26 protein-coding genes and 1 pseudogene are annotated in these 23144 nt (G+C 71.2%); 12 read left to right on the top strand and 15 right to left on the bottom strand.

Annotated features, from left to right (window positions below; all coding sequences use genetic code 11):
* Positions 1-45 precede the first annotated feature (45 nt).
* The 6 genes from AN216_RS21030 to AN216_RS21005 all read right to left on the bottom strand — a co-directional run bounded on the left by AN216_RS21030 (position 46) and on the right by AN216_RS21005 (position 5134).
* Entirely contained in the window at positions 46-1152 is a 1107-nt protein-coding gene (locus tag AN216_RS21030; RefSeq protein WP_070198276.1) for a peptidoglycan recognition protein family protein, read from the bottom strand.
* A 478-nt stretch (positions 1153-1630) separates the two neighbouring features.
* On the bottom strand, positions 1631-2164 hold the full coding sequence (locus tag AN216_RS21025) for a M23 family metallopeptidase (RefSeq protein WP_070198275.1): 534 nt from the start codon (positions 2162-2164) through the stop codon (positions 1631-1633).
* Positions 2165-2562: 398 nt separating this feature from the next.
* Complete coding sequence (locus tag AN216_RS21020) at positions 2563-3624, bottom strand: DUF6745 domain-containing protein (protein ID WP_070198274.1); 1062 nt, start codon at positions 3622-3624, stop codon at positions 2563-2565.
* Between the two features lie 85 nt (positions 3625-3709).
* Positions 3710-4036: a hypothetical protein gene (locus AN216_RS21015; RefSeq protein ID WP_070198273.1), complete on the bottom strand. Its 327-nt coding sequence runs from the start codon at positions 4034-4036 to the stop codon at positions 3710-3712.
* 248 nt (positions 4037-4284) lie between these two features.
* The gene (locus AN216_RS29410) at positions 4285-4614 is read right to left on the bottom strand and encodes a hypothetical protein (RefSeq protein ID WP_070198272.1); all 330 of its coding nucleotides are present in this window, start codon (positions 4612-4614) and stop codon (positions 4285-4287) included.
* Positions 4615-4684: 70 nt separating this feature from the next.
* The gene (locus AN216_RS21005; protein ID WP_070198271.1) at positions 4685-5134 is read right to left on the bottom strand and encodes a VOC family protein; all 450 of its coding nucleotides are present in this window, start codon (positions 5132-5134) and stop codon (positions 4685-4687) included.
* Between the two features lie 143 nt (positions 5135-5277).
* Here AN216_RS21005 and AN216_RS21000 point away from each other — a divergent pair, with 143 nt between their 5' ends.
* Genes AN216_RS21000 through AN216_RS20975 form a run of 6 tightly spaced genes read left to right on the top strand, consistent with a single transcriptional unit; the run spans position 5278 to position 11407 of the window.
* A complete protein-coding gene (locus tag AN216_RS21000) occupies positions 5278-6249 on the top strand; it encodes an STM4015 family protein (protein WP_070198270.1) in 972 nt (323 codons plus the stop codon).
* A 5-nt stretch (positions 6250-6254) separates the two neighbouring features.
* The gene (locus AN216_RS20995) at positions 6255-7529 is read left to right on the top strand and encodes an STM4014 family protein (protein WP_079166806.1); all 1275 of its coding nucleotides are present in this window, start codon (positions 6255-6257) and stop codon (positions 7527-7529) included.
* A 16-nt stretch (positions 7530-7545) separates the two neighbouring features.
* Positions 7546-8397, top strand: coding sequence for an STM4013/SEN3800 family hydrolase (locus tag AN216_RS20990; RefSeq protein ID WP_170843181.1), 852 nt, complete (start codon positions 7546-7548; stop codon positions 8395-8397).
* Between the two features lie 59 nt (positions 8398-8456).
* Positions 8457-9932 (top strand): STM4012 family radical SAM protein, encoded by a 1476-nt coding sequence (locus tag AN216_RS20985; RefSeq protein WP_070198268.1) that lies wholly within the window; start codon positions 8457-8459, stop codon positions 9930-9932.
* Between the two features lie 6 nt (positions 9933-9938).
* Positions 9939-10880 carry an STM4011 family radical SAM protein gene (locus tag AN216_RS20980; RefSeq protein ID WP_070198267.1) on the top strand — a complete coding sequence of 314 codons (942 nt, stop codon included), beginning with the start codon at positions 9939-9941 and terminating at the stop codon, positions 10878-10880.
* Positions 10877-11407, top strand: a complete 531-nt coding sequence (locus tag AN216_RS20975; protein WP_070198266.1) for a DinB family protein — start codon at positions 10877-10879, stop codon at positions 11405-11407. Before AN216_RS20980 ends, AN216_RS20975 begins: the two co-directional genes overlap by 4 nt.
* A gap of 25 nt (positions 11408-11432) precedes the next feature.
* On the opposite strand, the gene AN216_RS20970 is transcribed toward AN216_RS20975, so the two are convergent.
* Positions 11433-12362: an SAM-dependent methyltransferase gene (locus AN216_RS20970; RefSeq protein ID WP_070198265.1), complete on the bottom strand. Its 930-nt coding sequence runs from the start codon at positions 12360-12362 to the stop codon at positions 11433-11435.
* Positions 12363-13038: 676 nt separating this feature from the next.
* Positions 13039-13200, bottom strand: coding sequence for a hypothetical protein (locus tag AN216_RS29405; RefSeq protein WP_170843180.1), 162 nt, complete (start codon positions 13198-13200; stop codon positions 13039-13041).
* Between the two features lie 1187 nt (positions 13201-14387).
* Here AN216_RS29405 and AN216_RS20955 point away from each other — a divergent pair.
* Together AN216_RS20955 and AN216_RS20950 are read left to right on the top strand one after the other, a co-directional pair.
* Positions 14388-15770 (top strand): SUMF1/EgtB/PvdO family nonheme iron enzyme, encoded by a 1383-nt coding sequence (locus tag AN216_RS20955; protein WP_070198262.1) that lies wholly within the window; start codon positions 14388-14390, stop codon positions 15768-15770.
* Positions 15770-16783 carry a hypothetical protein gene (locus AN216_RS20950; protein WP_070198261.1) on the top strand — a complete coding sequence of 338 codons (1014 nt, stop codon included), beginning with the start codon at positions 15770-15772 and terminating at the stop codon, positions 16781-16783. Before AN216_RS20955 ends, AN216_RS20950 begins: the two co-directional genes overlap by 1 nt.
* 35 nt (positions 16784-16818) lie before the next feature.
* Here AN216_RS20950 and AN216_RS20945 read toward each other — a convergent pair whose 3' ends face one another.
* Positions 16819-17919, bottom strand: a complete 1101-nt coding sequence (locus AN216_RS20945; RefSeq protein WP_079166805.1) for a phosphatidylinositol-specific phospholipase C domain-containing protein — start codon at positions 17917-17919, stop codon at positions 16819-16821.
* A 149-nt stretch (positions 17920-18068) separates the two neighbouring features.
* A complete protein-coding gene (locus AN216_RS20940; RefSeq protein ID WP_070198260.1) occupies positions 18069-18749 on the bottom strand; it encodes a DUF6585 family protein in 681 nt (226 codons plus the stop codon).
* A 141-nt stretch (positions 18750-18890) separates the two neighbouring features.
* Here AN216_RS20940 and AN216_RS30360 point away from each other — a divergent pair.
* Both AN216_RS30360 and AN216_RS20935 read left to right on the top strand, forming a co-directional pair.
* Positions 18891-19055: pseudogene (locus AN216_RS30360) on the top strand (IS5/IS1182 family transposase); the annotation flags it as partial.
* 37 nt (positions 19056-19092) lie between these two features.
* Positions 19093-19767, top strand: a complete 675-nt coding sequence (locus AN216_RS20935) for a hypothetical protein (protein WP_139140970.1) — start codon at positions 19093-19095, stop codon at positions 19765-19767.
* Positions 19768-19956: 189 nt separating this feature from the next.
* Here AN216_RS20935 and AN216_RS20930 read toward each other — a convergent pair whose 3' ends face one another.
* From AN216_RS20930 to AN216_RS20915, 5 genes are all read right to left on the bottom strand, one after another.
* Positions 19957-20265 (bottom strand): hypothetical protein, encoded by a 309-nt coding sequence (locus tag AN216_RS20930; RefSeq protein ID WP_070198258.1) that lies wholly within the window; start codon positions 20263-20265, stop codon positions 19957-19959.
* Positions 20265-20444: a hypothetical protein gene (locus AN216_RS20925; RefSeq protein ID WP_070198257.1), complete on the bottom strand. Its 180-nt coding sequence runs from the start codon at positions 20442-20444 to the stop codon at positions 20265-20267. Before AN216_RS20925 ends, AN216_RS20930 begins: the two co-directional genes overlap by 1 nt.
* Before the next feature lie 350 nt (positions 20445-20794).
* Positions 20795-21109 (bottom strand): DUF397 domain-containing protein, encoded by a 315-nt coding sequence (locus AN216_RS30355; RefSeq protein WP_079166804.1) that lies wholly within the window; start codon positions 21107-21109, stop codon positions 20795-20797.
* Positions 20997-21848, bottom strand: coding sequence for a Scr1 family TA system antitoxin-like transcriptional regulator (locus tag AN216_RS20920; protein WP_070198284.1), 852 nt, complete (start codon positions 21846-21848; stop codon positions 20997-20999). The genes AN216_RS30355 and AN216_RS20920 overlap by 113 nt, the downstream gene beginning before the upstream one ends.
* 97 nt (positions 21849-21945) lie before the next feature.
* Complete coding sequence (locus AN216_RS20915) at positions 21946-22170, bottom strand: ribosomal protein L7/L12 (RefSeq protein WP_079166803.1); 225 nt, start codon at positions 22168-22170, stop codon at positions 21946-21948.
* Between the two features lie 171 nt (positions 22171-22341).
* Here AN216_RS20915 and AN216_RS20910 point away from each other — a divergent pair, with 171 nt between their 5' ends.
* Both AN216_RS20910 and AN216_RS20905 read left to right on the top strand, forming a co-directional pair.
* Positions 22342-22665: an ArsR/SmtB family transcription factor gene (locus AN216_RS20910; protein ID WP_070198256.1), complete on the top strand. Its 324-nt coding sequence runs from the start codon at positions 22342-22344 to the stop codon at positions 22663-22665.
* Between the two features lie 3 nt (positions 22666-22668).
* On the top strand, positions 22669-23106 hold the full coding sequence (locus tag AN216_RS20905) for an SRPBCC domain-containing protein (RefSeq protein WP_070198255.1): 438 nt from the start codon (positions 22669-22671) through the stop codon (positions 23104-23106).
* Positions 23107-23144: the final 38 nt, after the last annotated feature.

Here is a 23144-nt window from a genome sequence, read left to right as displayed (position 1 = left end):
GGCGGGCGCCATGCCGGACGGGGCCGGCGCCCGCCGGCGGCACGCTCAGTCCAGCAGACGCTTCCAGTCGCTGGCGCTGAGCCGGTCACCGGCACGTACGTCCGCCGAGCCACCCGCGCCCCGGAGGGTCTCCAGGGCCTTGGCGACCTCCCGGTTCTCGCCGGGCTGCACCTTCGGGGTGATCAGCGGCCAGATGTCCGAGCCGAGGTAACCGGTCTCGTCCGTGGTGCGGTGGTGCATCGCGGAACAGGTGTGCTTCGCGACGCCGTTCGTCTCCGCCAGCTTGGCGACCGCCCGCTTGGTGTCCGCGCCGAAGACGCCGTCCACCGGTACGCCCCCGAAGCCCTCGGCGCGCAGCAGGTGTTGGGCGGCACGGACCTTGGCACCGGAGTCGCCGGGCCGCAGCAGCGGCCAGACCTCCGGCCTCGCGCTGGGCAGGTTCAGCGCGCCGGCGACGGCGTCCCGCAGCTCCTGGAGCCGGCCGTACAGCACCTCGCCCGGGCACTCGGTGGAGTTGAAGTCCCGGTGTCCCTGGATGTTCTCCATCGCGTTTCCGTACTGGGTGGCGATCCAGGCCACCAGCTCGACCAGCGAGTCCCACAGTGCCTGGGGGACGTCCACGTCGGTGTAGAGGCCCTCGTTCTCGATGCCGATGACCTCGCTGTTGTGGTTACCGACATTGGCACCCTGCACGTGCTGGGTGCCGCCGCGTACGACCCCGAGGCTCTGGTGCCGGCCCTCCAGCATGTAGCCACCGCGGCTGTTGGTGAACTGCTGACCGGTGTCGGTCCAACCCCGGCCGTCCATGTGGAAGTCCTGGATGTCCCGGCAGATCTGCTTGGCGTGCTCCAGCGAGTAGTCCTCGCTGTTTCCCGGGTCGGCGGTGTGGTGCACCACGATGAATGTCGGCTTCCGGTCCAGCACGACGATGTCACCGGACGGGGGGCGGGCGCCCCACTCCTCGGTGGTGTAGATGCGCGGCTCGGGGGCCTTCGCGCGTGCGGACGCGCGGCCGGGGCTGCTGGCGCCGCTCGCGGGTGAGCTGGCGTTCGCGAGGACGGCGCCGCCGCTCAGCGCGAAGGCGCCGGCTCCGGCGGCGGTGAGGCTGCCGCGTAGCAGCGTACGACGGTTGGGGCGGGACTGCTCGGCCATGTGGTGCTCTCCTTCGGCAGTGGGGGCTGGGCGCTCCTGGGAGGGCCGGATGCCAGGGAAAGGGCTGTGTGGCGGTGCGGTGATGAAGCGGTGGCCCGGCGGAAGTAGCGGGCGGGTGTGGGGCGTGGGGGTGACGAGGTGTGGCGGTTGGTGTGGGAGTGGCGAGTGTGGGGGCGACGGCTGGTCCGGTTGGCCGTGGGCGGGGCCTGCTGCTGGAGTTCGCCCGGCGTTCCGCGGGTGCCTGGTTCGGTGGGTGGCCTACCACCGGCCGGGGCGTGTCCCGTAGGTGGTACGCCGGGCGCCGGCCCGCCGGGGCGCTGAGCGGCAGCGCCCCCGCGCGGACCGGCCGGGACGCGCCTGCGCTGCGGGCACCCTGGTCATCGGCGACCGGTGGCCGGCGTACGGACACCGGCTCGGGGTACTACTCAGGCGCGTGGTCACCGAAGCGTGGGCTCGGGCACGTGGAACCGACGGTAGGTCAGGGCACGCAGGGCAGTGCGACGCCACGCTCGGACATGTACGCCAAGGGGTCGTCACCGAAGCCGAACCCGCCGTCCAGGTGAACCTCGAAGTGCAGGTGCGGACCGGTCGACTGGCCTTCGTTGCCCATGGAGGCGATCTTCTGACCGCCCTCGACGGTGTCGCCCACCGCGACGAACCGTTCGTACATGTGGCCGTACTCCGTCACCGAGCCGTCCGGATGCTTGATGCGCACCCACTGGCCGTAGCCGCTGGCCGGACCGGACTCGGTGACCTCACCGGGGCCGGCGGCGAAGATGGGAGTGCCGATGTCGTTGGCGAGGTCCACGCCGTCGTGGCCGTCGTGGTAGCCCTGACTGATCGGGGCGTCCGTCGGGCAGGAGGCGGCGAAGGCGGCCGAAGCGGGTTGCGTGTTGGCCGAGTTGGGCTGGGCGACCGCCGGGGCCACCGCGGCGGTCGCGATCAGGCAGCCGCTGGCGGCGGCGATGGTGAGCAGACGGCGCACCTGACGTCTGTCATGGGTGGGGGCCATGCGCTGTTCCCTCCTTCATGGGGCGGAACGCGGGTTACGCGCGTAGCCCAGTAAGGCATTCCGTCATGTGCGCAACAACCCCATAGGCGCAACCGGACGTACTTTCTGCGGGAGCTGAAAGAATCCGGCTTCGCGAATGGACCCGCAATGGAGCGAACCGGGCGGCCGCTTCTCCGGTTCACACCACTGACGGCACGGCAACGCCCGCTCTCTCCGGTCACCCGCCCCGTGCGCTCGGCGGCGCCATCCGCCCGCTCGTACGGCGCCCCGGCCCGTACCGAGGAGCGTCGGACAGGACCAGCCGCCGTCGAGCCGCGCATGACACGCCGTCACGGCTTTCGCGCCGCACGCCGCTCCAGCCCGCTCCACCGCAGCGCGCCCCCACACCCCGGGATCGCTCAGGTCTGGAGCCGCGGGGCGTACTCGTCCGAGGCGAGGTCGAAGGTCCAGGCCACGCCCTCCGTCGCGGTACGGGTCCACGGCGGCACCCGGAGCCAGTACGTGCGGTGTGTGCCGTCCGGTTCTGCCGTGGAGTTGACCACCTCGACCATGACCACGTCCTCGTCGTCCAGGAAGTTGATCCGCCACAGCCTGCCGGCCCGGTCCTGGTGCACGGGCTTGGCTCCCGAGTCGGTGAGATAGCGCTCGTGCCCGTAGTGCTCCAGCATGATGCGGCGAAGCTCGGCGTTCTCCTCGGTCCGTATCCGCTCGGGGGTCAGCTCCGCCAACTGCGTATGCCAGTCGGCTGGTACGGGCATGCCGCGCCAGGAGTGGAGCGCGAAGCCGTCCGGATAGGCCAGCGCGGGCCCGTCGGCCCGGTCCAGCCGGCCGCTCACGTCCAGGTGCAGCGCAACGGGACGCTCGCACACCACGGCCACCCGTGCGTACGGCCACCACCAACCGGCGTGCTGGGCGACCTCCTTGAGGCCGGCCAACGGGTCCGGCCCCTCCTCCGGCGGATCGAAGGCCGCGAGCCAGGCGGCGTCCTGCTGCCCGAACACGGCGTCCAGCAGCAGTACGCGCAGGGCGTTCTCGTCCCGCGCCGTCTCCTCGGACACGGGTCGTCGCTGGCGCCGTCCCCCGACACGCCCCGTCAGCTCGGCCACCAGGCCCGTGGTGACGCGGTCGGTGAGTGTCTTGACGCCCGGCCACAGCTGAGCCCCGGTGGCCTCCCAGCGCGCCGCCCAGCCCGACTGCCCCAGGGTGTCCACCAGGCGCCGCCGGGCCGCCGCCCAGGGTTGGGTGCGTATCTCGTCCCGCACGGAGGGTCCGGTGTCGTCCGCCTCGCTCAGCTCCCGGATGATCGCGACGGCCGCCCGGGGCGAGTCGGCCCAGACGATCCGTGCCGGCTCGGCCAGCCCGGCCTGGTGGTACGCGGTGCGTACGCCGGCCTCGGCCGCCGGCCGATCCGCCGCACCCGTCGCTTCGGCGAGCTCCCGCCAACTGCTGAGGTCCCGCATGGTGTCGTGCTCCGTCCTACGCACCGCCGCTGGTGCGTACTGGGTCGTGTCCTGTGTGCGCTGGGGTGGTGGAGGGAGGCTCCGGTCAGTCGGCGACGAGGCGGTACGCGCCCGGCGCGTACTCCCGCTGCCGCACGACCCGGAACCATCCCTTCGGCAGCGGTATCGCCGCGTGCTCCTCGTGCACGACCCGGCCGCCGTCCGGCAGGTGCAGATACATCGGCCCGAACTCGGCGCCCTCCCGGTGCAGCCGGCCCGGCCCGCGCACGGCGTGCGCGTGCCCCGTCCCCTCACCGAGGGCCAACACCAACCGCCCGCGCGCGTCCCGGGCTTCGCCGGGCGCGTCGAGCAGTCGGGCCGGCACGGCCGACTCCTCGACCGGCGTGATCAACACGTCTCCCTGGCGGTACACGGAGCCTCCCCTCGACCGGTCACGCCTGGTGCGTGAACCATCGTCAGGAACGCTAGTCGCCGGGTCTGACATCGGCCCCGAACGGCGGGGAAGACCGCCCCGGGCAGGTCCGGGGGGGCGCTCGGCCGGCTGCGGCCAAGAAGGTGCCCGCCGGGCGGACGTACTCCGCGTGGAGCCGCCCGGGCCTTCGGTACGGCGGCTGCCGCGACAGTCAGGTCAACGGTCACGTACCCGTGGGTGAGAATGACTCACCGTGCCATCAGCTCCGGATCCAGCTGCCGCGACCAGACGTTCTCCATGCGTTCTGTGATGGCCCGCATCGGTTGTCTCGCGAACACTCCTGCGGTGAGTTCCACCAGTGGACGCCCGCCCACCAGCGCGCGCTCGCGCGCGACGGGCCCCGCCCGCCCGAGATCCATCAGATCCATCAGATCCAGCAGATCCAGCAGATCCAGCAGATCCAGCAGATCCAGCAGATCCAGCAGATCCAGCATGGTGCTGTCCGCGACTCGCCCCAACGTATCGAGGAAACCCAACAGCTCCGGCCGCTTGGCGGTGCCGACGAACAGCACCGCCACGTCGACGTCACGCGGACTGCCACCCTCGCGCGCCGGCCACTCGGTCGTACGCCGGCGACCGCTCCCAGCCCTACGCCCCCGCCCCCGCCCGCTTCGGTGTCTCCTCGCCGAACACCCAGGGGACGAGCACCACCAGCCAGCCGTCCGGGTCCTCGAAGAGCACTGCCCGGTGCGCCGGCCAGTACGGGTTCGCCGCCGTCACCGGCTCGTGCCCGTACGCCGCCATCCGCGCCACGGTCGCGTCCAGCGCCGCCGGGCCGCGCAGGTAGAGCACCAGCTGGTTCTCCGGGTGCGGTTCGGGGATACGCGGCGGCTGCCCGTGCTGGGTCAGCTCCATGTGCACCGGGGTGCCCGGCAGCCCGAGGACGACGCCGTCGTAGCCGTCGTGGTCCCGCCACTCGGCGAGCACCGGGAGCGCCAGCACCCGCGCGTAGAAGTGGCGTACGTCGTCGAACCGCGCGGTGGGGCGGGCGAAGCGCACCGCGCCGACGTCCAAGTGTGCGGGCCGGTCGTGGGTCATGCGGGAAGCCTGCCGGCCGTGGGGCACGGGCGGTATCCCGCGCTGGCCCTACGTCCGGGGCACGAGCCGGGACGTTTGTCCGAGCGGCCTGGTACACCTGCGGGTGTCATCGTTCCGCCCGTCGCTCCGAAGGACCAGTGCCCATGACCCTCGACGAGTACGAACACTTCGACGACCACCCCTCAGAGTTCCATGGTCTCGAGGTCTGGAACTTCGACGGCACAGACGCCGTGGAGGACTTGCCGGCGCCCGGTGACGTGGCCTGGTACCTCGCCGTGGACTGGGTGGAGGACGACGCGTCCTCCTGGACCAAGCGCTTCCAGCTCTTCCTGGACACCGTGGGTCCCACGGGCGTGCGCGCCCTGGTCATCGGACAGTGGGGCGCGCCCTACGCCCACGACTCGTCCGAGCCGATCGACGCGATCACGGCCGTCGCCGCGCGACTGCCCGAGCTGGAGGCGGTGTTCGTCGGCGATATCTCCCCGGAGGAAGCCGAGATCAGCTGGATCGAGCAGTCGGACGTCACCAAGCTGCTCACCGCCTTCCCCCAACTGACCGAGCTGCGCGTGCGCGGCGGCACCAAGCTGGAGTTCCCCCCAGTCACCCACGAGCGGCTGCGCAGCCTGGTCATCGTCGCCGGCGGCATACCCCGCCAGGTCGTGCGCGGCATCGGCGACAGTCAACTCCCCGCGTTGGAGCGGCTCGACCTCTGGCTGGGCGTCTCCGAGTACAGCGGCGACACCGAGCCGTCCGACCTCGAGGGCGTCCTCGCCGGCAAGGGCCTGCCCGCGCTGAAACATCTTGCGCTGTGCAACAGCGAGATCCAGGACGAGGTCGCCGCCGCCCTCGCCACCGCACCCGTCGTCGCCCAACTCGACACCCTCGACATCTCCAAGGGCACCCTCGGCGACGACGGCGCCACCGCGCTCGTCCAAGGCCAGCCGCTCACCCACCTGACGAAGCTCGACCTGGATCACAACTTCCTCAGCGAGGCGATGGAGCAGCGCCTCATCGACACCCTCAGCCCGCACGGCGTGGAGGTGATGCCCGGTCGGGAGGACGAGGACGACTTCGGCGACGGGGAGCTGTTCCGCTTCACGGCCGTCGCGGAGTAGCCGGCATGACGGTCACCAGCCCCCGTACGTACCCCGCCTCGGCTTCTTCCCGAAGCGTGCCGGAGCCCCGCTTCGCCGTCGTCGGCATCCCCGGCAACCGGCGTGTGCGCGGCTTCCAGGCGGCGCTGCGGCAGGCGGGTCTGCCCGCGGCCCGCGTCGTGCCGTGGGCAGAGGTGCTGCGCGGCACCGCCCGCTTCCGGGCTGGCGAGACGGTGCGGTTGGATTCGCCGGGAGAGGACCCGGAGGTGGACCGGCTGCTACGCGACGTGTCCGAGCCGACCCGGGTGGAGGGCACGGGCCGTTGGTACGCCCGCTTCCTCTCGGCGGCGCACGAGGTCGCCGCGGGCGTGGCGGAGGCGGGCGGCACGCTGCTCGATGACCCGGCAGAGCTGGCCGTGCTGTTCGACAAGCGGCGCTGCCACGGCGTGCTGGCGGCAGCGGGCGTGCCGGTGCCGGAGTCCCCCACCTCGGGCGGGGCGACGCCCGTACGCGACTGGTCCGAGGCACGCCGACTGCTGCGGGACGCCAGGTTGTCACGGGCCTTCGTCAAGCTGGCGCACGGCTCCTCCGCCTCCGGGGTGCTGGCCGTGCAACTCGCGGGACCGGGCCGGATACGCGCCGACACCTCGGTCGAACGCGGCGCGGACGGCCGGCTGTTCAACTCGCTTCGGGTGCGGCGTTACGCGACGGAGCGTGAGGTGGCGGCCCTCGTGGACACCCTGGCGCCGGACGGGCTGCACCTCGAGCGCTGGCTGCCGAAGGCCAGCCAGCACGGCCGCGCGGCCGACCTGCGGGTCGTGGTGGTCGCCGGGCGCGCCACCCACGCCGTCGTACGCACCAGTCCCTCGCCGATGACCAACCTCCATCTGGGCGGTCGGCGCGGTGATCTCGCGGAGGCGGCGACGGCGGTGCGGGCCGCCGGCGGCGACTGGTCCGAGGCGTTGGCGCTGTGCGAGCGGGCCGCCGCCTGTTTCCCCGGCACGCTGTGCGTGGCGGTCGACCTGCTGCCGGTGGCCCGGTGGAAGCGGTTCGCCGTGTGCGAGGTCAACGCCTTCGGTGACCTGCTGCCCGGCCTGCTCGGGCTGCCGGACGGACCCGCCGAGGGCCGCGACACGTACGCCGCGCAGCTCGACGCCGTACGCGCAAGCGCGGGCCATCCCGTACGCGCAAGCGCGGGCCGCCCCGTACGCGCCAGCGCGGGCCGCCCCGTACGCGCCAGCGCGCTCCGTCACGCGGCGCCGGTGCCCGTCTCCGGAGGCGCGTATGCCCCCGCACGCTGAGGCCCCGCAGCCCGACATGGCCCGACTCATCGGCGACCACGACGTGTTGCTGGTCACCCTGGACACCCTGCGGTACGACATCGCCGCCCGGCTGGCCGCCGAGGGGCGCATCCCGAACCTCGCGCGTCGGCTGCCCGACGGCCGGTGGGAGCGACGGCACGCCCCGGCCAGCTTCACCTACGCCGCACACCAGGCGATCTTCGCCGGCTTCCTGCCCACGCCCGCCGAACCAGGTCCGCACCCCCGGCTGTTCGCCGCCCGCTTCCCCGGCAGCGAGACCACGGCCCAGGGCACATACGTCTTCGACGCGCCCGACCTGCCGGGCGGCCTGGCGGCGGCCGGCTACCACACGGTCTGTGTCGGGGGCGTCGGCTTCTTCAACGAGCGGAGCCCGCTCGGCGCGGTGCTGCCCGGACTCTTCCAGGAGTCGTACTGGGAGCCGGAGTTCGGGGTGACCTCCAAGCGCTCCTTCGAGGCGCAGATCGATCGCGTCGAAGAGGTCGTCGCCGGCCTCCCGGCGGACCGACGGCTGTTCCTGTTCGTCAACGTCTCGGCGCTGCATCAGCCGAACTGGTTCCATCTGCCCGGCGCCACCGCCGAGACCGGCGACTCGCCCGCCACGCACGCCGCCGCCCTGGAGTACGTCGACCAGCACGTCGACCGGCTGTTCGCCGCGGCGAGCAGCCGCTGTCCCTGCTTCACGATCGTCTGCTCCGACCACGGGACCGCCTACGGCGAGGACGGTCACACCGGTCACCGGATCGGTCACGAGACCGTGTGGACCGTGCCGTACGCCCACTTCATCCTTCCCGGGTCCACAGCACCCGCGGAGCCCGCCCCGACCGGAGCCGCCGCATGCCCTTCCTGAACGGGACCACCACCAGCACATCCGCCACATCCGCCACACCCGCAGCGACGCCCACAGGGATGCCCGATCCGGGCGTCGGCGGCCCATCCGAACCGGGCGTCAGCCCGTACCAGCACTACGTGTACGCCTACCCGCACAAGACCGCCTACCGTCCGCTCGCCGACCGCCCGGCACTGCGCGAGCTGTGGGCCGGTGAGCCGAAGGACGCCCTGGCGCTCTACGCGCACGTCCCCTTCTGCGAGGTCCGCTGCGGCTTCTGCAACCTCTTCACCCGCGTCGGCGCCCCCGGCGAGCTGACCACCCGCTATCTGGACGCGCTGGAGCGGCAGGCGACCGCCGTACGCCGGGCCCTGGACGAGGCAGACACCCCGGCGCGGCCCCTCCGGTTCGCCAGCGCGGCCTTCGGCGGCGGCACCCCCACCTACCTCAGCGCCGCCGAGCTGACCCGGCTGTGCGACATAGCGGAGCTACGGATGGGCACCGACCTGCGCGCCGTACCGCTCTCCGTGGAGACCTCGCCGTCCACCGCCACCCCCGACCGGCTGGCCGTACTCGCCGAGCGCGGCGCCACCCGGATCAGCATCGGCGTGCAGAGCTTCGTGCCGAGCGAGGCGCGCGCGGCCGTACGCCCCCAGCGCCGCTCGGAGGTGGAGGCCGCGCTGGGGCACATCCGGGCCAGCGGCGTGCCCGTGCTGAACATCGACCTGATCTACGGCATCGACGGGCAGACCGAGCGCAGTTGGCGCACCTCCCTGGACGCCGCGCTGGCCTGGCGCCCGGAGGAGCTGTATCTCTATCCGCTGTACGTACGCCCGCTCACCGGCCTGGACCGGCGTGACGGCGCGGCCGGTTCGGGGGCGGGCCGGGCCGAGGGGTCCGACCCGGAGTGGGACGCGCGGCGGCTGCGGCTCTACCGCGCCGGCCGGGACCACCTGCTGGCCCAGGGCTACGAGCAGGTGTCGATGCGCATGTTCCGCCGCGCCGCCTCCGCAACGCCGCCCAACTCCTCGGCGCCGCCGTCCAGCTCCTCGATACGGTCCGCCTCCTCGGCGCCGCCCGGCGGGCCGGCCCCCGACCACGCCTGCCAGACCGACGGCATGATCGGCCTCGGCTGCGGCGCCCGCTCGTACACCGCCGCGCTGCACTACTCCTTCGACTACGCGGTCGACATGCGCGAGATCCGCGGCATCATCGACGACTTCACCGCCACCCGCGACTTCTCGCACGCCACCGTCGGCCGCTACCAGGACGCCGACGAGGCCCGCCGCCGCCACCTGTTGCAGTCGCTGCTGCAGGCCGCGGGGCTGCCGATCGCCGAGTACCGCGCCCGCTTCGGCAGCACCCCGGCCGCCGACTACCCGACCGAGCTGGCCCGGCTGGCGGCGTACGGCTGGCTGGACACCGACGCCCGTACGCCCGAGGGCGGCGAGTTGCTGCGGCTGTCCCCGGAGGGCCTCGCCCACTCGGACGCGGTGGGCCCGCTGCTCTTCTCTCCCGCCGTGCGGGCCGCGATGGCCGAATACGCGCCCCGGTGACGGCCGATGGACCTGACGCTGCTGTATCGCGGCCCGCTGGAGTCCTGCGACTACGACTGCCCGTACTGCCCGTTCGCCAAGCGCCGGGACTCGCCGGAGCGACTGCGCGCCGACCGGGCCGCGTTGGAGCGCTTCACCGGCTGGGTCGCCGCCCAGACCGGCGACGAGCTGTCGGTGCTGTGCACGCCCTGGGGCGAGGGTCTGGTGCGTTCCTGGTACCGCCGGGCGCTGGTCGAGCTGTCCCGGCTGCCGCACGTGCGCCGGGTCGCCATCCAGACGAACCTCAGCTGCCGTACGGACTGGCTGGCGGCGGCCGATCTGGACCGGCTCGCCCTGTGGTGCACCTACCACCCGGGCCAGACGCCGTACGACCGCTTCCTCGCCAAGTGTCACCAGCTGACGCGGATGGGGGTGCGCTACAGCGTCGGCATCGTCGGGCTGCCCGAACACCTGGAAGCGGCACAGCGGTTGCGTGCCGAGTTGCCCGAACGGGTGTACCTCTGGGTGAACGCCGCCGAGGGGCGTTCGTACGCCGACCCGGAGGCGGAGCGATGGACGGACCTGGACCCGCTCTTCCCGTACAGCCGCCGGCCGCACCGCTCGGCCGGACTGCCCTGCCGCACCGGCGAGTCGGTGCTGTCCGTGGACGGCGCGGGCACGGTCCGCCGCTGCCACTTCGTACGCACCGAGCTGGGCAACCTCTACGACGGCAGCTACCGCCGGGCGCTCGCGCCACGCGCCTGCCCGCTGGCCGTCTGCGACTGCCACATCGGCTACGTGCACCTGGAGACGCTGCCGTTGTACGACGTGTTCGCCGGCGGGGTGCTGGAGCGGGTGCCCGCCGCCGAGGTGCCGGCACTCCGCCGGGCCGGGTCGCCGGGGGCGACGCCGCGTACGACCGGACCGCACGCTCCCCCGGTGACCGACTCTGAAAGGATCGAGACATGACCACCATGCCGGACGGCCGCCCCATCCCACCGCCACACGCCGAGGAACGCCACGTGCTGGAGGGTTGGCTGGACTTCCACCGGGAGACGCTGGCGCTCAAGTGCGCGGGGCTCGACGACGCGCAGGCCAGGGAGGCCGCCGTACCACCCTCAACGATGACGCTGCTGGGGCTCGTGCAGCACCTGACCGAGGTGGAACGCAAGTGGTGCCAGCGGGTGTTCGCCGGCCGGCAGGAGCTGCCGCCGGCGTACGGGACGGCGGGCGAGGACGGTTTCGCGCTGTCCCCCGAGGTCGGCATGGCGGACGCGCTGGCCGCCTGGCGCGCGGAGGTCGCCGCGAGCCGGGACGCGACCTCGACCGCCGACTCGCTGGACGCGCCCGGGACGCTGACCGGGACGGACGCCCAGGCACTGGGCTCCAGCGTGTCGCTGCGCTGGATTCTGACCCACCTGATCGAGGAGTACGCACGGCACAACGGGCACGCCGACCTGCTCCGGGAGCGAGTCGACGGCACGACGGGCTCCTGACCGGTACACGCGCCGGCCGGCGGCCTCAGGGCTTGTACGCCACCACGCCGTAGATGTTGATGTCCTCGTCCGTGACGTCGTCGATCCCCAGCAGGTTCATCCGGTCCACGAGTTCCATGCCCGCCAGCTGCTCCGGGTCCTCGCTCGAGGTCTCGGAGGCTCCGATCATCTCCTCACTACGCGCGAAGCAGGACGGGCGCCACCTGTGCACGGGAGTGAGGCCGGGATCGACTTCCCGCAGCTGGTTCACGGTCACCATCCGGGTCAGCTCGCTCGCCGGACGCAGCACCCAGGTGAAACCGCGCTCCTGGAAGGTGCGGGCGACCTCGGTGATCCGCTCGGGGTTCATGTCCGCGCTGAGGTGGCTCAGGACGAGATAGCTGCCGGAGGGCAGCGCGTTCAGCAGTCTCGCGACGACGTCGTGCGCCGCGTCGTCCTCGACGAAGTGCAGGATCGCCGCGAGCACCAACGCCACCGGCTGCTCGAAGTCCAGCGTCTCCGCGGCGGCGGCCAGAATCCGCCCCGAATCGTGCAGGTCGGCGTCGACGTAGTCGGTCATGCCCTCCGGACCGCTGGTGAGCAGCGCACGGGCGTGCATGAGGACGACCGGGTCGTTGTCGACGTAGACGACCCGGGAGGTCGGGGCTATGCCCTGAGCGATCTGGTGGACGTTCTGCTGGGTGGGCAGACCGGTGCCGATGTCCAGGAACTGCCGGATGCCCGCTTCCTCCACGAGAAAGCTGACCGCGCGGCGCACGAAGTCACGGTTGTGCCGGACGTCGCAGTAGCCGCGCGGGTTGGACTCCAGGCCGGCCTTCGCCGCTTCCCGGTCCGCCGGGTAGTTGTCCTTGCCGCCGAGGAACACGTCGTACACCCGCGCCGGATGCGCCCTGTGGGTCTCAAGTCTCCTGCTCAGCTGCTCAGCTGAGTCGTAACCGCCGACCGTTTCCCCCATCGGACATCCTTGTGACTCGACGACGTGTACGCCGACCAACCTAGCTCGGGCGCCGCCCGCCTGGCGATGGGTTCCGCCATCGAGGGGTGCGTACACACGCGCCGTACGTGCCGCCCGACGCCGGACGCCCGACCCCGTGTGCGGCCCGCGCGGTCGGGTAGCGTTCATCCACACCCTGTGCCGCGCCCACGGTCGTGCCGCGGTACTCCCGACGAAGGTGACGATCCCTGTGGCGGACGACGACGCGACTCGGCTGGACGACATGGTGAACCAGCTTCGCCAGCTGGAGTTCGTCACTACCCGAGCCGGTGCCAGATGGACGTACCCCGGCGAGGGCCTGCTGCGTTGCGCGGGCTGCGACACGCCCGTGACCGCCGGTCACGCCAAGGGAGGCTGGTATCCCGACCCCCGCTCGGCCGCCTACCGCTGCCCCGGGTGTGGGAAGGTCCGCGCTCCCGTGCGCGCCGTGCACCGGGAACTGCGAGCGCTGACCCAGGAGCGGCTGGACGACCCGGCCGTCACCGCCAGGTGGCGCGCCGAGCGGCTCGCCGCGCTCGACTCCGACATCGCGAAGGCCCGCGCGATCCTCCCCTGGGGGCGCGACCGAGGACGGTGCGCACGGCTGGGACGCAAGCTGGGGGTGCACACGCCACTGGAGAAGCACGCGTCAATGGTGTCAGGCTTCCTGCGGTTCGACCGGATAGCCCGGGAGCTGGTGGAGTTCCTTCTCCAGCGGGCGGCGCTCGGCGAGGAACCGTCCGGCCTCGACAGCGGCCGATCTGGTACGGAACTCCAGCGAGCCCACCAGGAGTTCGAGTACCAGCTGCTTCCCATGCACCAGCTGCGGGCCGAGCTTCCCCTGGGCAAGGCGATGCGTGCCCTCGGCGGACNGGACGTCCCCGGGCGAGGCCCTGCTGCGTTGCGCGGGCTGCGACACGCCCGTGACCGCCGGTCACGCCAAGGGAGGCTGGTATCCCGACCCCCGCTCGGCCGCCTACCGCTGCCCCGGGTGTGGGAAGGTCCGCGCTCCCGTGCGCGCCGTGCACCGGGAACTGCGAGCGCTGACCCAGGAGCGGCTGGACGACCCGGCCGTCACCGCCAGGTGGCGCGCCGAGCGGCTCGCCGCGCTCGACTCCGACATCGCGAAGGCCCGCGCGATCCTCCCCTGGGGGCGCGACCGAGGACGGTGCGCACGGCTGGGACGCAAGCTGGGGGTGCACACGCCACTGGAGAAGCACGCGTCAATGGTGTCAGGCTTCCTGCGGTTCGACCGGATAGCCCGGGAGCTGGTGGAGTTCCTTCTCCAGCGGGCGGCGCTCGGCGAGGAACCGTCCGGCCTCGACAGCGGCCGATCTGGTACGGAACTCCAGCGAGCCCACCAGGAGTTCGAGTACCAGCTGCTTCCCATGCACCAGCTGCGGGCCGAGCTTCCCCTGGGCAAGGCGATGCGTGCCCTCGGCGGACGCGGGGCGTACGACGCGTACGAAGCCGAGCTGCACGAGGCGCGGCTGGCCCTCTGGGAGCTGCTGCTCGACGAGCGGATCAGCTGGCGCGCCACCGGGCCGCCTCAACTCCCCGCGCAGGACGAGGCGCTGGGCAAGGACTGGGCGGAGTCACCCGCCCAGGAGGCGGGTCGGCGACGGCGGCTACTGCTCATCGCGCTCGGCGCCGACCAGCTGGTGGTCGACCCGGCGAAGCACGGGGAGAGGTGGACCCGGGTCGTCTCTGCCGGGCGGGACGAGGCGGCGGTCGAGCGATCCGACCGTCCCGACGGTCCCGGCCGGATGACCTGAGCCACCGGGGACGTACGTACGCGTGCCAGGGCAGGGCTCGGCACGCGCGCCGCCGACGCCTGTCACCGGCGCCAAGCCCGGCGGACCGTACCCTGCACGACCGCTCGCCGCATGTCGTCGTGCGCCGGACGGGTCGGGGTACCTCCACCTGACACCGGCGTCATGCGGCCGGTGGCGACCGGTGGCAGCCTCGGTGCCCGGTAGTGCTCCTACGGCCAGACGAGGAGTCGTCATGCGTGCCCCTTCCACCCGGCCCATCGCCGGGCCGTTCCTGGGCGAGGATTCCAGGGACCGGCTCGCGCGGAGTTTCACCGACGGTTGGAACACCTACGAAACCCTCTTCCGCGGCGTGCTCCCCTCCCGGGAGTCCTTCCACACGCGGGTGCACCCGCTCCGGTTGCCCCTGGTCTTCTATCTCGCGCACACCGCGGCGTTCTACGTGCAGAAGCTCAAGCTCGTCGGGCTGGTGGAGGAGCGTGGGGTGGTGCCCGAGCTGGACGAGCGCATGGAACGCGGCGTGTCTCCCGAGGACCCCGACGAACTCGCCGAACTCCCCGCGTGGCCCGACCTGGACACGGTGTGGGCGTACCGGAAGAGCGTCCGGGACACGGTGCTGGGAGCCATCCGGAACGTGCCGCTCGGCTCGACGGTCGAGCCGGAATCGCCCGTACGGGCGCTGCTCATGGGCATCGAGCACGAGAACATCCACCTGCACACCTCCCTGCCCCTCGTCCGCCTGTTGCCACCACGGTGTAAGGAGCACCCGGCGGGCTGGCCGGCCATGGTCGGCGAGCGCGAGGCGGCACCGACGCCGGGTGCCCGAGAGCTGGAGTTCACCCGCTGCCCCGGGGGACACGTACGGTTCGGCGGCGAGCAGGGAGCGGCGACACCGTTCCGCTGGGACAACGAGTGGGGCCTACGAGAAGCGGAGGTCGACCCCTTCGCCGTCGCACGGCATCCGGTGACGAACGGACAGTTCCTGGAGTTCCTCAGAGCCGGCGGCTACCAGCGACGGGAACTGTGGACGACGCACGGCGCCGACCTGTTCCTGGACCAGGTGAGCGAGGGGCGTCCGAACTCCTGGGTGGCGACCGAGGCCGGCACGTACCGCTACCGCGGAACGTTCGAGGACATCGACCTGCCGTGGGACTGGCCGGTCGAGGTCAGCCGGCACGAGGCCGTCGCGTACGCCAACTGGGTCGGCGCCGGCCTGCTGTCCGAGGAGCAGTTCCACGCGCTGCTCGACCAGGAGTTCGGCGGCCCGGCGGAAGTCGCCTACCAGCTGGGGAAGTTCAACGTCGGCCTCCGGCACGGAAGCCCTCGGCCGGTCCTCAACCCGCACGCCGCGCTCGGCCGTCACGGTGACGGCGTCGACTTCGTCGGCAACGTGGCGCTGTGGCTCGACGACGACTTCCGACCGCTGGACGACGAGCCCTTCCACACGGACCCGCTCTATCCGGACTTCTCACAGCCGTGGTTCGGTCAGGAGACCGGCATGCTCGCCGGGGCCAGCTACGCGGCACGCGGGCACCTGGCCCACGTCGGCGTGATGCGGGACTTCATGCAGAACCACATGGACCAGCTCGCCGGCATCCTCCTGACCAGGTCCGCGTAGTGTCCGGCCAGCGGTACACGCGACAGACCCTCCTCATGCGGGCGGCGTACGCCCTGGGGCTCCAGGTCCACGACCGGATGCCGGAGACGGGCAGCGACCTGGTGACCTACAGCGACGGGAGCACGCACGTCACCGTCCTGGAGGGACGGTACGACGACCGCCTCCGGGCACGGGACTTCTTCCTCACGGAGGACAAGCGGGCCACGAAGGCCCTGCTCGACTCAGCGGGGTTCACGACACCCCGCGGAGGGGCCTTCATGTTCGCGTCCACCGACCCCGATCCGCCGAACCAAGCCGCCGACGCCGACCGTGCGTGGCGCTTCGCCACGGAGACGATGGCTGCCCTGCACGGCCGTCCGGTAGTCGTCAAACCGCGGGCCGGGATGCATGGCGAGGCCGTACGCACCGACGTCCGTACGCCCGAGGCCGCCGTCGCGCACCTGCTCGACTGGCGGCACGCCTACGCCGACTGGCTCATCGAGGAACAGGTCGACGGACCCGATCTACGTATCCAACTCATCGGCGAGGAACTGGTCGCGGCGTGCACCCGCAGGCCCGCCTTCGTCACCGGCGACGCCCAGCACGCCCTGGGCGAGCTCATCGAGCGGCGCCGCGCCCAGGTCGAGGGCCACAACCCGAACAACTCCCTCCGAGTGGACGCCGAGACCGAGAGTCTGCTGGCGGCCCAGGGTCTGACGCTCGGAGAAGTGCCAGCGGCCGGCCGGACCGTATGGCTGAAGCAGACCGCGAACATGACCAAGGGCGGCGTCGCGATCGATGTGACCGGCTCGCTGCATCCGGGATTCCACGAGTGGGCGGCCGGGGCGGCGAAACTGTTCGACGCCGAGATCATCGCGTTGGACGCGGTGTGCGCCGCCCCGCACGAACCGCCCGAGGAGAGCGTCACCATCCTGGAGGTCAACGCCGCGCCGGAGTGGACCCATCACACGTTCTCCGAGCACCGCACGCACGACATCGCCACGCGCGTCCTGCGCTTCTGGTTCGGCCTGTGAGCAGGAGGGACCGTCGCACTCCCGGCCCGCGCGCCCTACGCCCCGCGCGGCAGCACCATGGACAGCACCTCCGGCAGCGCATACCAGTCGGCCGTCCCGAAGCTGGCGTCCAGCGCGGCGATCTCCCGCACCCGGTCGCGCGCCTCCTGTTCCGTCGGCTTGGTGCCGTCGATGGGCGGCTCGACCTGGTGCGCGCCGGTCGCGACCAGCAGATAGCCGCGCTCGCGGTACCAGCCGGTGTCGATGTCACCGCTCGCGTACGCCGTCGCGGCACCGTCGAAGACCACGAACCACGGCCGCAGTTCGGCCGGGTACCGCTTCTCGCGCGGATCGCCGGCCTCCGCGCCGTGCACCGCCGGGAAGGCGCTCGCCTCGTCCAGCCGGCCGGCGTCCGCCAGCGAGTCCAGGTGTGTGGCGTACTCCTCGTCCGTCCACAGGTCGTCCGCCGGGTTGTTCTCCTCGACGGTGCCCGGTATCAACTCGAACAGCACCTTGCCGGCCATCGCGTCGCGACTCGGCCAGGCACCAGCCCGTACGGCCTCGTCCAGCGTGGCGTGCTCCGTGCCGGTCAGGTCGGAGGGGCGGAACAGCGCGTCGCCGAGCTGTTCGCTCAGCAGGGCGTCGAGTTCGTCGGGGCCGCGTCCGCCCTTGTCGTTGAAGCCGTCCTTCAGCTCCACCTTGAACAGCACGGGACGGTGGTCCGGCTGCTCCTCGTGCCAGGCGCGGATGTCCGCGAGGCAGCCGGCGAAGTCCTGGTCGGCGGCCTCGCCGCGCAGCTCGGACGCGCTGCTGGCGCCGGCGCAGTTGTTGTCGTTGCCGACCGGGTTGGCGTGCGAGACCCGCCAACCCTTGCCGAAGTCGCTTGTCCACACGTCGAGTTCGAGCAGCGAGGCGCCGGAGTCCAGGGCGTCGCCGAAGTGCTCGTACGTGCTCTTCTCGTAGGCGTTGTGCACGCCGACGCCGGTGGTCTCGGCGTACGAGGGCGCGGCGGCCGGCTCCTTCGGGGGGTCCGAGGCCAGCGCGGAGGGCAGCACCACGGACGCGCCCGCCACCACCGCCAGCCCGGTCGATACGAGGAGCACCCGCAGCGGTCTGCCGTGCCTGTCATGCCTGCCGTGCCTGCCGGGTCCGCGCATGTGGGGGGCGCCGCCTGTCTGGTTGTCGTGAGGGGTGGGTGCGCGACACAGTAGAGCCACTTGAGCACCAGGACAACGCCCCCGCCTCGGAGTTGCGTCACACGCCTCTCCCACCGGCTGGTGGCCGGGACCGTCTCCGGCGGTAACGGTCACCCCCGGAGACGTTGGCTGAGGTTGAGCAGCAGATAGACGTTCGGGATCTGCGGCACATGATGCATCGACAGCAGAGCCCTGCCCCGCGAGTCACTGCAGGAGAACGTGCCGTTGCTCAGACCGATCTCGCTGATGCTCGGCCAGGGGGCGGTGCGCTTCCTGTCCGACAGGCCCTGTCCGTCGGCGGTGATGTCCCCGAACTCCACCGCGCCGCCCCGCTGGATACGCGCGAGCGCTTCGGGCAGTTGCGCCCGTGTGATGGCCTCCTGTATGGCGTTGCCCCAGTCGCCCGGGTAGAGGAACTCGGCACCGCTGACCATCGAGTTGATCCCGAGGCGGGTCATCTGGCTCTTCAGCAGGCCGGGACCGCCGGGTCCGACGGCCAGGGCCTCGCCCGCCGGGTCGACCAGGGTGTAGCGCGCCTCCATCAGGCCGCCGTTGACCGTCACGCGGTTCATCAGGACACGCGTGCTCCGCCAGTCGTACGCGGCCTCATGCCCCTGAGGACCCGTGACGACGACGCCCCCTTGGTAGAGGTAAAGCCGCGCGTCCTCCCACTTCCTGGAGAACATCCGCTTCCTTGGCAAGGCGGTGTACCCGGACCAGTCGCCCAGGCCCCGCCGCTCGGCGAGCGCCGAGGCCGACGCGGTGGGCTCGGGGCACGGCTGCTGATCCATGGGCCTCCCTCCCTGGCTCCCTTACATGCTTCGGAGCAAGGTAGGCCCTCCCGCACACACGTCGGTACGGAACCCGCGAAAGAGGCAGCCCGGCATGGTTTCTGGCCGCCCAGCCCCGGCGTGCGCGCTCGGGTCGGAGCGAAGCGGCGGTCAGGCCGCGCCCGCTGGGTCGCCGAAGCGGCCCTCTCCTGGCTGCACAGGCCGCGACGCCTGCGCATCCGCTGGGAGACCCGCGCCGCCATCCACGGCAGATTCCGCCAACTCGCCCACTGCATGAACCTCACCCGCAAGATCCCAGCATTCTGAACGGACCCCCTAAACTCACACGGGTCAAATTCCATCCATGGGGGACATCTTGCCGAGTTCACGACGAAGACTCACCGCTCTCATGGCCGGCACCCTGCTCGCCACGCTGTCCGCGTGCTCCGGCGCCTCGGATGCGAACGACTCCGTGAGACCGAGGAGTGAGCGCATCAAGACGGCCGGTCAGCTGCACTCACTGTGCGAGAAGATCAAGAAGGGCCACCCGAAGGCGGCGAAGTACGCCGGTGACGGCCCGCACAGCACCGTCGTCTTCGCTAACTCCTACAGGCACGACAAGGACGCGGCCTCGGGTTACGCGCTCCTGGACGAGGTGGCGTTCAACGGAGTGGCACCGGTGTTCTCCGAGACATCCGTATCCGACGTGGCCCTGCTGGGCTGCGTTGAGGGAAAGCGCGGCGACAGCCCGACCCGGTCCTGCACATACTCCGGGTTGACGGGTATTTCCCAGCCGTCACGGACACTTCCCCTGTACGACCAGGAGTTCGAGTACACGGTGTACGCGCTGCGCACTGGCCGCGTCGTGGAGACCTATTCGAGGAGCCCGTCATCCGGCAGCTGCCCGAAGAGCGTCCGGTTCGGTGACGAGGGTGAGCAGAACAACCCCACCATGGTGTACGAACAGCTGCCGGACGGTTCGGTCGACCTCGTGCTTGAAGAAGTGGTGACCGGCCCGGCCAGACCCAGTGACGGATGACAGCGGGGGACGGCGGCGACGGCCTGATTCGCGCTGTCGTGGACGGCAGTTGGGACGACCGCGCCGTTCACACCCGACAAGGGCGGACCGGGCGTGGGCCGCACGTACTCTGGGCCGCACGCGTCAAGCTGATGGGCTCTCACCGAGCGGTATCAGCACGGCGCTTCGACGCAGACGCCAGCGCTCGCCCTACGGCCAACGCACCTCGGGCGTACCGACCACCGGCTTGCGGCAGTTCGGCGTACGGGACGTGAACGGGGCCACCACCGGTGCCTCGTCGTCCAGCGCGTAGCACAACTGCGCGTGCAGCAACTCCGCCTCGCCAGCCGAGAGTCGGAGCGCGATATCGCCGTCGAACCGGCCGTCCCGCTGCAACCACAGGTCGATCGCGTACCGCCCGTCCGCCTCCCGCCGCACCGGCTTGCTGGGCACCCGGTTCAGCCGGGTGACGGGCCGCGCGTCGGGCTCGGTGGCACCGCCACCAGAGCCGCCGGGCATCACGCGGCCACTCCGACGACGGGGGAGCCGACCCGGTGACCGTGGATCACCCAGGGGCCGGTATCCACGCCGTCCAGGGCGAGTTCGAGAGCCGTACGGCGTTCCTGCCGCTCCCAGGCCAGCAGGTACGGGCGTACGAGTGGACCGGGATCGTCGACGACCGACCGCTCCGTGGACACGCGGGTAGCGACTGTCCGTTGGCGCGGCAGGATGACGGGGGTCTGGCGGACCGGCTCTGGGGCCACCGGAGTTGTCCCGGCCACCCGCGTCCGGGGACGGACGCACGCGAGTGTGCGTACGAGGGCATGGCGAAGATACTGGGTCATGCTGGCGCTTCCTGTCTCTGAGGCGTCGGCCGCGCCCCGGGGGTGTTGCACCACCGCCGGGGCATTGCCCTGCCGCACGCCATCTAGCGGCTATGAGGCAGGAGTTGAACCGTAGCCTCAACACTGATGCCGCATCAACATTTATACGCTCGCACGAGAAAGTCGGCATATGCCAGTTTCACTGCCTCGAGTACGCCACCACGTCAGGCCAGGCTTTCAAGCGCGCCCGTCTTCCCCGCACGGATGAGCGCACCAAGCACGCTCGGTGGCGTATCAAGCACCACATCTGGAGCATCACTCTCCCGCCAGAGGACGCTGGGCCCATGCCGCGCGACCTCAAGACAGTTGTCTGTGTCCGTCGAGAAGGAGGACTTGCGCCACGGGTTGCTCACTAGTCTTCCGCCTTCACAGTCGCTGCGATGCCTCACGGAGGATGTCCCGGGACCGCGACGGGCCACAGGCCAGCCCCTCCATACGGTCCAAAGCCTCACGGTAGTTCGACAGATGCGCCTCCGCATGCAGGAAGGTCGACCCCATGGGGTTATCGGACTGCACCATGTCGAGCTGCCACACCGGGCCGCAGGCGTAGAGCGTTGAACTCCCGACGTTGGGAAAGCCCCCGGCGGAGAACGGCACTACCCGCACGGATACGCCGGCCCTCTCCGACTGCTGTGCCAGATGATCCAACTGCGCACGCATCACCGTCGGCTCACCGAAGCGCATCCGCAGGGCCGCCTCGTGGATGAGGAACGTGCATGCCGGAGCGTGCGGAGTGTCGAGCACCGATGCTCGTTGGAGCCGAAAGGCAATACAACGATCTATCACCTCAGGGACAGGCGTTGGCACCGCCTCCTTGAAGACCGCCCGGGCATAGTCCTCGGTCTGCAACAGGCCAGGCACGTGCATGAGCTGCGCTGATCGAAGCGCCCTGGCGTGATGCTCCATATCCGCGAGATCCAGCGCGCTCGCAGTCATGGTCCCCCGATACTCATCCCACCACTGCTTGCCACGTTCCCCCGCCACCTCGGCAAGCGCGTCCACGTAAGCAGTGTCAGGACAGGAGTAGTTGGCGGCCCACACCCGGACCCTGTCAGGACTCACTCCGAATCGTGCGGACTCGGTGTTACTGATGGCGGTCTTGTCCACTTGGTGCCGCTTGGCGGCGTCGGTCAGCGAGAGTCCGGCCTGCTCGCGCATCTTGCGCAGCTCCGCGCCCAGTCGGCGCTGGCGTTCGGTCGGGGGCTTCCTCGCGGGCATGCCGCTCAGCGTAGCCGCACCCCACCACCCCGCGACCTGGCGGCACTTCACTCGGCGGCTCGGCGGCCCGGGGCTGGAGGCCCCCGGGACGTACGGCTCAGCGCCGCACCTCCATCAGCTCAACGGCCTCCTTCGCCTCGCGCAGTCCGGCGCCGGTCAACTCCCGGTACGCCTTGACCGCCGCCACCTTCTTGCCCTCCGCCAACAGGTCCATCACCCGACCCATCCCGGGTCCGGCCTGGAAGGTCTGGGTCTCGTCGGTGGCCGGGTCACCCTCGCATTGCCGCTTGCGGTTGCGCCCCTTGAACTTCCAGATGCCCATATCGCGCGATCCTAGCTTCCACGTCCGTCGCCGTACCCCCGCAGTCAGTTGCCCCGCGACAAGCGGACCGGCGCGTGCTTGGTACTGAGTCTGGCGGCGCGCGCTCACACCGAGCAAGGGCGCGCCTTGCATGCCCTTGACGGCATATAACTGTTAAGGTATATTGAAGCCATGTCCCTGCCGTTCGACGTGCTGGCCGATCCCACCCGGCGCAGGATGCTGGAGCTGCTGCTCGAGCGCCCCCGACTAGTGGGAGAGATCGCCCACGACCTGGAGCTGAGCCAGCCTCGGGTGTCCAAGCACCTGCGGGTGCTCCGCGACGGCGGGCTTGTCACGGTGCGCGCGGAAGCGCAGCGCCGTTGGTACCAGATTCGGACGGAGCCGTTGGCCGACCTGGACGCCTGGCTCGCGCCGTACCGCCGACTGTGGACCGAGCACCTGGACCAGTTGGAACGGCATCTGGAAACGATGCCCGACACCCCTGAGGAGCAGTGACCGATGAGCACGACCAACACAGTCACCGTGGACGGCCGTCCGGCGCTACGGTTCGAACGTGCCCTGACACACAGCCGGGAGAAGGTCTGGCGGGCCGTCACCGAGCCCGTCCACCTGAGCCAGTGGTATCCGTTCCGAGTGACGGAGCTGGAGCCGAGGGTCGGCGGACGGATCGCCCTGGACGACGGTGAGGGTACGGCCCTCAGCGCCACCGTCACACACTTCGACCCGCCTCGGTTGTTCGCCTTCGACGAGCACGACCCGGAGGACAGGGAGCGGGAGTTCGACGATCACGTCCGGATCGAGCTGCGGGGCGAGGGCGCTGGTTGCCTGCTCGTCTTCACGCACGTCATGGCGGACCCCTCGATCGCGGACAGCGCCTTCGAGGGCTGGCGGCGATGCCTGGACCAGCTCGTGGCGCTGCTCGACACGGGGGTGTGACGACCGAGCCGTGACGCCGCCGGAGAGGCCGGGTGTCT

It is taken from the genome of Streptomyces oceani, from assembly GCF_001751245.1.
Classification (GTDB): Bacteria; Actinomycetota; Actinomycetes; order Streptomycetales; family Streptomycetaceae; genus Streptomyces; species Streptomyces oceani.
The sequence above is the reverse complement of the archived record's forward strand: the minus strand, read 5'-3'. Positions and strand labels throughout refer to the sequence as shown.

Bases quoted from the DNA above. Each gene is read 5' to 3' on its own strand.
- AN216_RS20955 (WP_070198262.1), top strand. From the start codon at position 14,388: ATGCGTGCCCCTTCCACCCGGCCCATCGCCGGGCCGTTCCTGGGCGAG.
- AN216_RS20975 (WP_070198266.1), top strand. From the start codon at position 10,877: ATGACCACCATGCCGGACGGCCGCCCCATCCCACCGCCACACGCCGAG.
- AN216_RS20990 (WP_170843181.1), top strand. From the start codon at position 7,546: ATGGCCCGACTCATCGGCGACCACGACGTGTTGCTGGTCACCCTGGAC.
- AN216_RS20920 (WP_070198284.1), bottom strand. From the start codon at position 21,848: ATGCCCGCGAGGAAGCCCCCGACCGAACGCCAGCGCCGACTGGGCGCG.
- AN216_RS21025 (WP_070198275.1), bottom strand. From the start codon at position 2,164: ATGGCCCCCACCCATGACAGACGTCAGGTGCGCCGTCTGCTCACCATC.
- AN216_RS20935 (WP_139140970.1), top strand. From the start codon at position 19,093: ATGGGGGACATCTTGCCGAGTTCACGACGAAGACTCACCGCTCTCATG.
- AN216_RS21030 (WP_070198276.1), bottom strand. From the start codon at position 1,152: ATGGCCGAGCAGTCCCGCCCCAACCGTCGTACGCTGCTACGCGGCAGC.
- AN216_RS20945 (WP_079166805.1), bottom strand. From the start codon at position 17,919: ATGCGCGGACCCGGCAGGCACGGCAGGCATGACAGGCACGGCAGACCG.
- AN216_RS20940 (WP_070198260.1), bottom strand. From the start codon at position 18,749: ATGGATCAGCAGCCGTGCCCCGAGCCCACCGCGTCGGCCTCGGCGCTC.
- AN216_RS30355 (WP_079166804.1), bottom strand. From the start codon at position 21,109: ATGCGGAGGCGCATCTGTCGAACTACCGTGAGGCTTTGGACCGTATGG.
- AN216_RS20930 (WP_070198258.1), bottom strand. From the start codon at position 20,265: ATGCCCGGCGGCTCTGGTGGCGGTGCCACCGAGCCCGACGCGCGGCCC.
- AN216_RS20915 (WP_079166803.1), bottom strand. From the start codon at position 22,170: ATGGGCATCTGGAAGTTCAAGGGGCGCAACCGCAAGCGGCAATGCGAG.
- AN216_RS21020 (WP_070198274.1), bottom strand. From the start codon at position 3,624: ATGCGGGACCTCAGCAGTTGGCGGGAGCTCGCCGAAGCGACGGGTGCG.
- AN216_RS20985 (WP_070198268.1), top strand. From the start codon at position 8,457: ATGCCCGATCCGGGCGTCGGCGGCCCATCCGAACCGGGCGTCAGCCCG.
- AN216_RS20980 (WP_070198267.1), top strand. From the start codon at position 9,939: ATGGACCTGACGCTGCTGTATCGCGGCCCGCTGGAGTCCTGCGACTAC.
- AN216_RS20910 (WP_070198256.1), top strand. From the start codon at position 22,342: ATGTCCCTGCCGTTCGACGTGCTGGCCGATCCCACCCGGCGCAGGATG.
- AN216_RS21005 (WP_070198271.1), bottom strand. From the start codon at position 5,134: ATGACCCACGACCGGCCCGCACACTTGGACGTCGGCGCGGTGCGCTTC.
- AN216_RS20995 (WP_079166806.1), top strand. From the start codon at position 6,255: ATGACGGTCACCAGCCCCCGTACGTACCCCGCCTCGGCTTCTTCCCGA.
- AN216_RS21000 (WP_070198270.1), top strand. From the start codon at position 5,278: ATGACCCTCGACGAGTACGAACACTTCGACGACCACCCCTCAGAGTTC.
- AN216_RS20970 (WP_070198265.1), bottom strand. From the start codon at position 12,362: ATGGGGGAAACGGTCGGCGGTTACGACTCAGCTGAGCAGCTGAGCAGG.
- AN216_RS20905 (WP_070198255.1), top strand. From the start codon at position 22,669: ATGAGCACGACCAACACAGTCACCGTGGACGGCCGTCCGGCGCTACGG.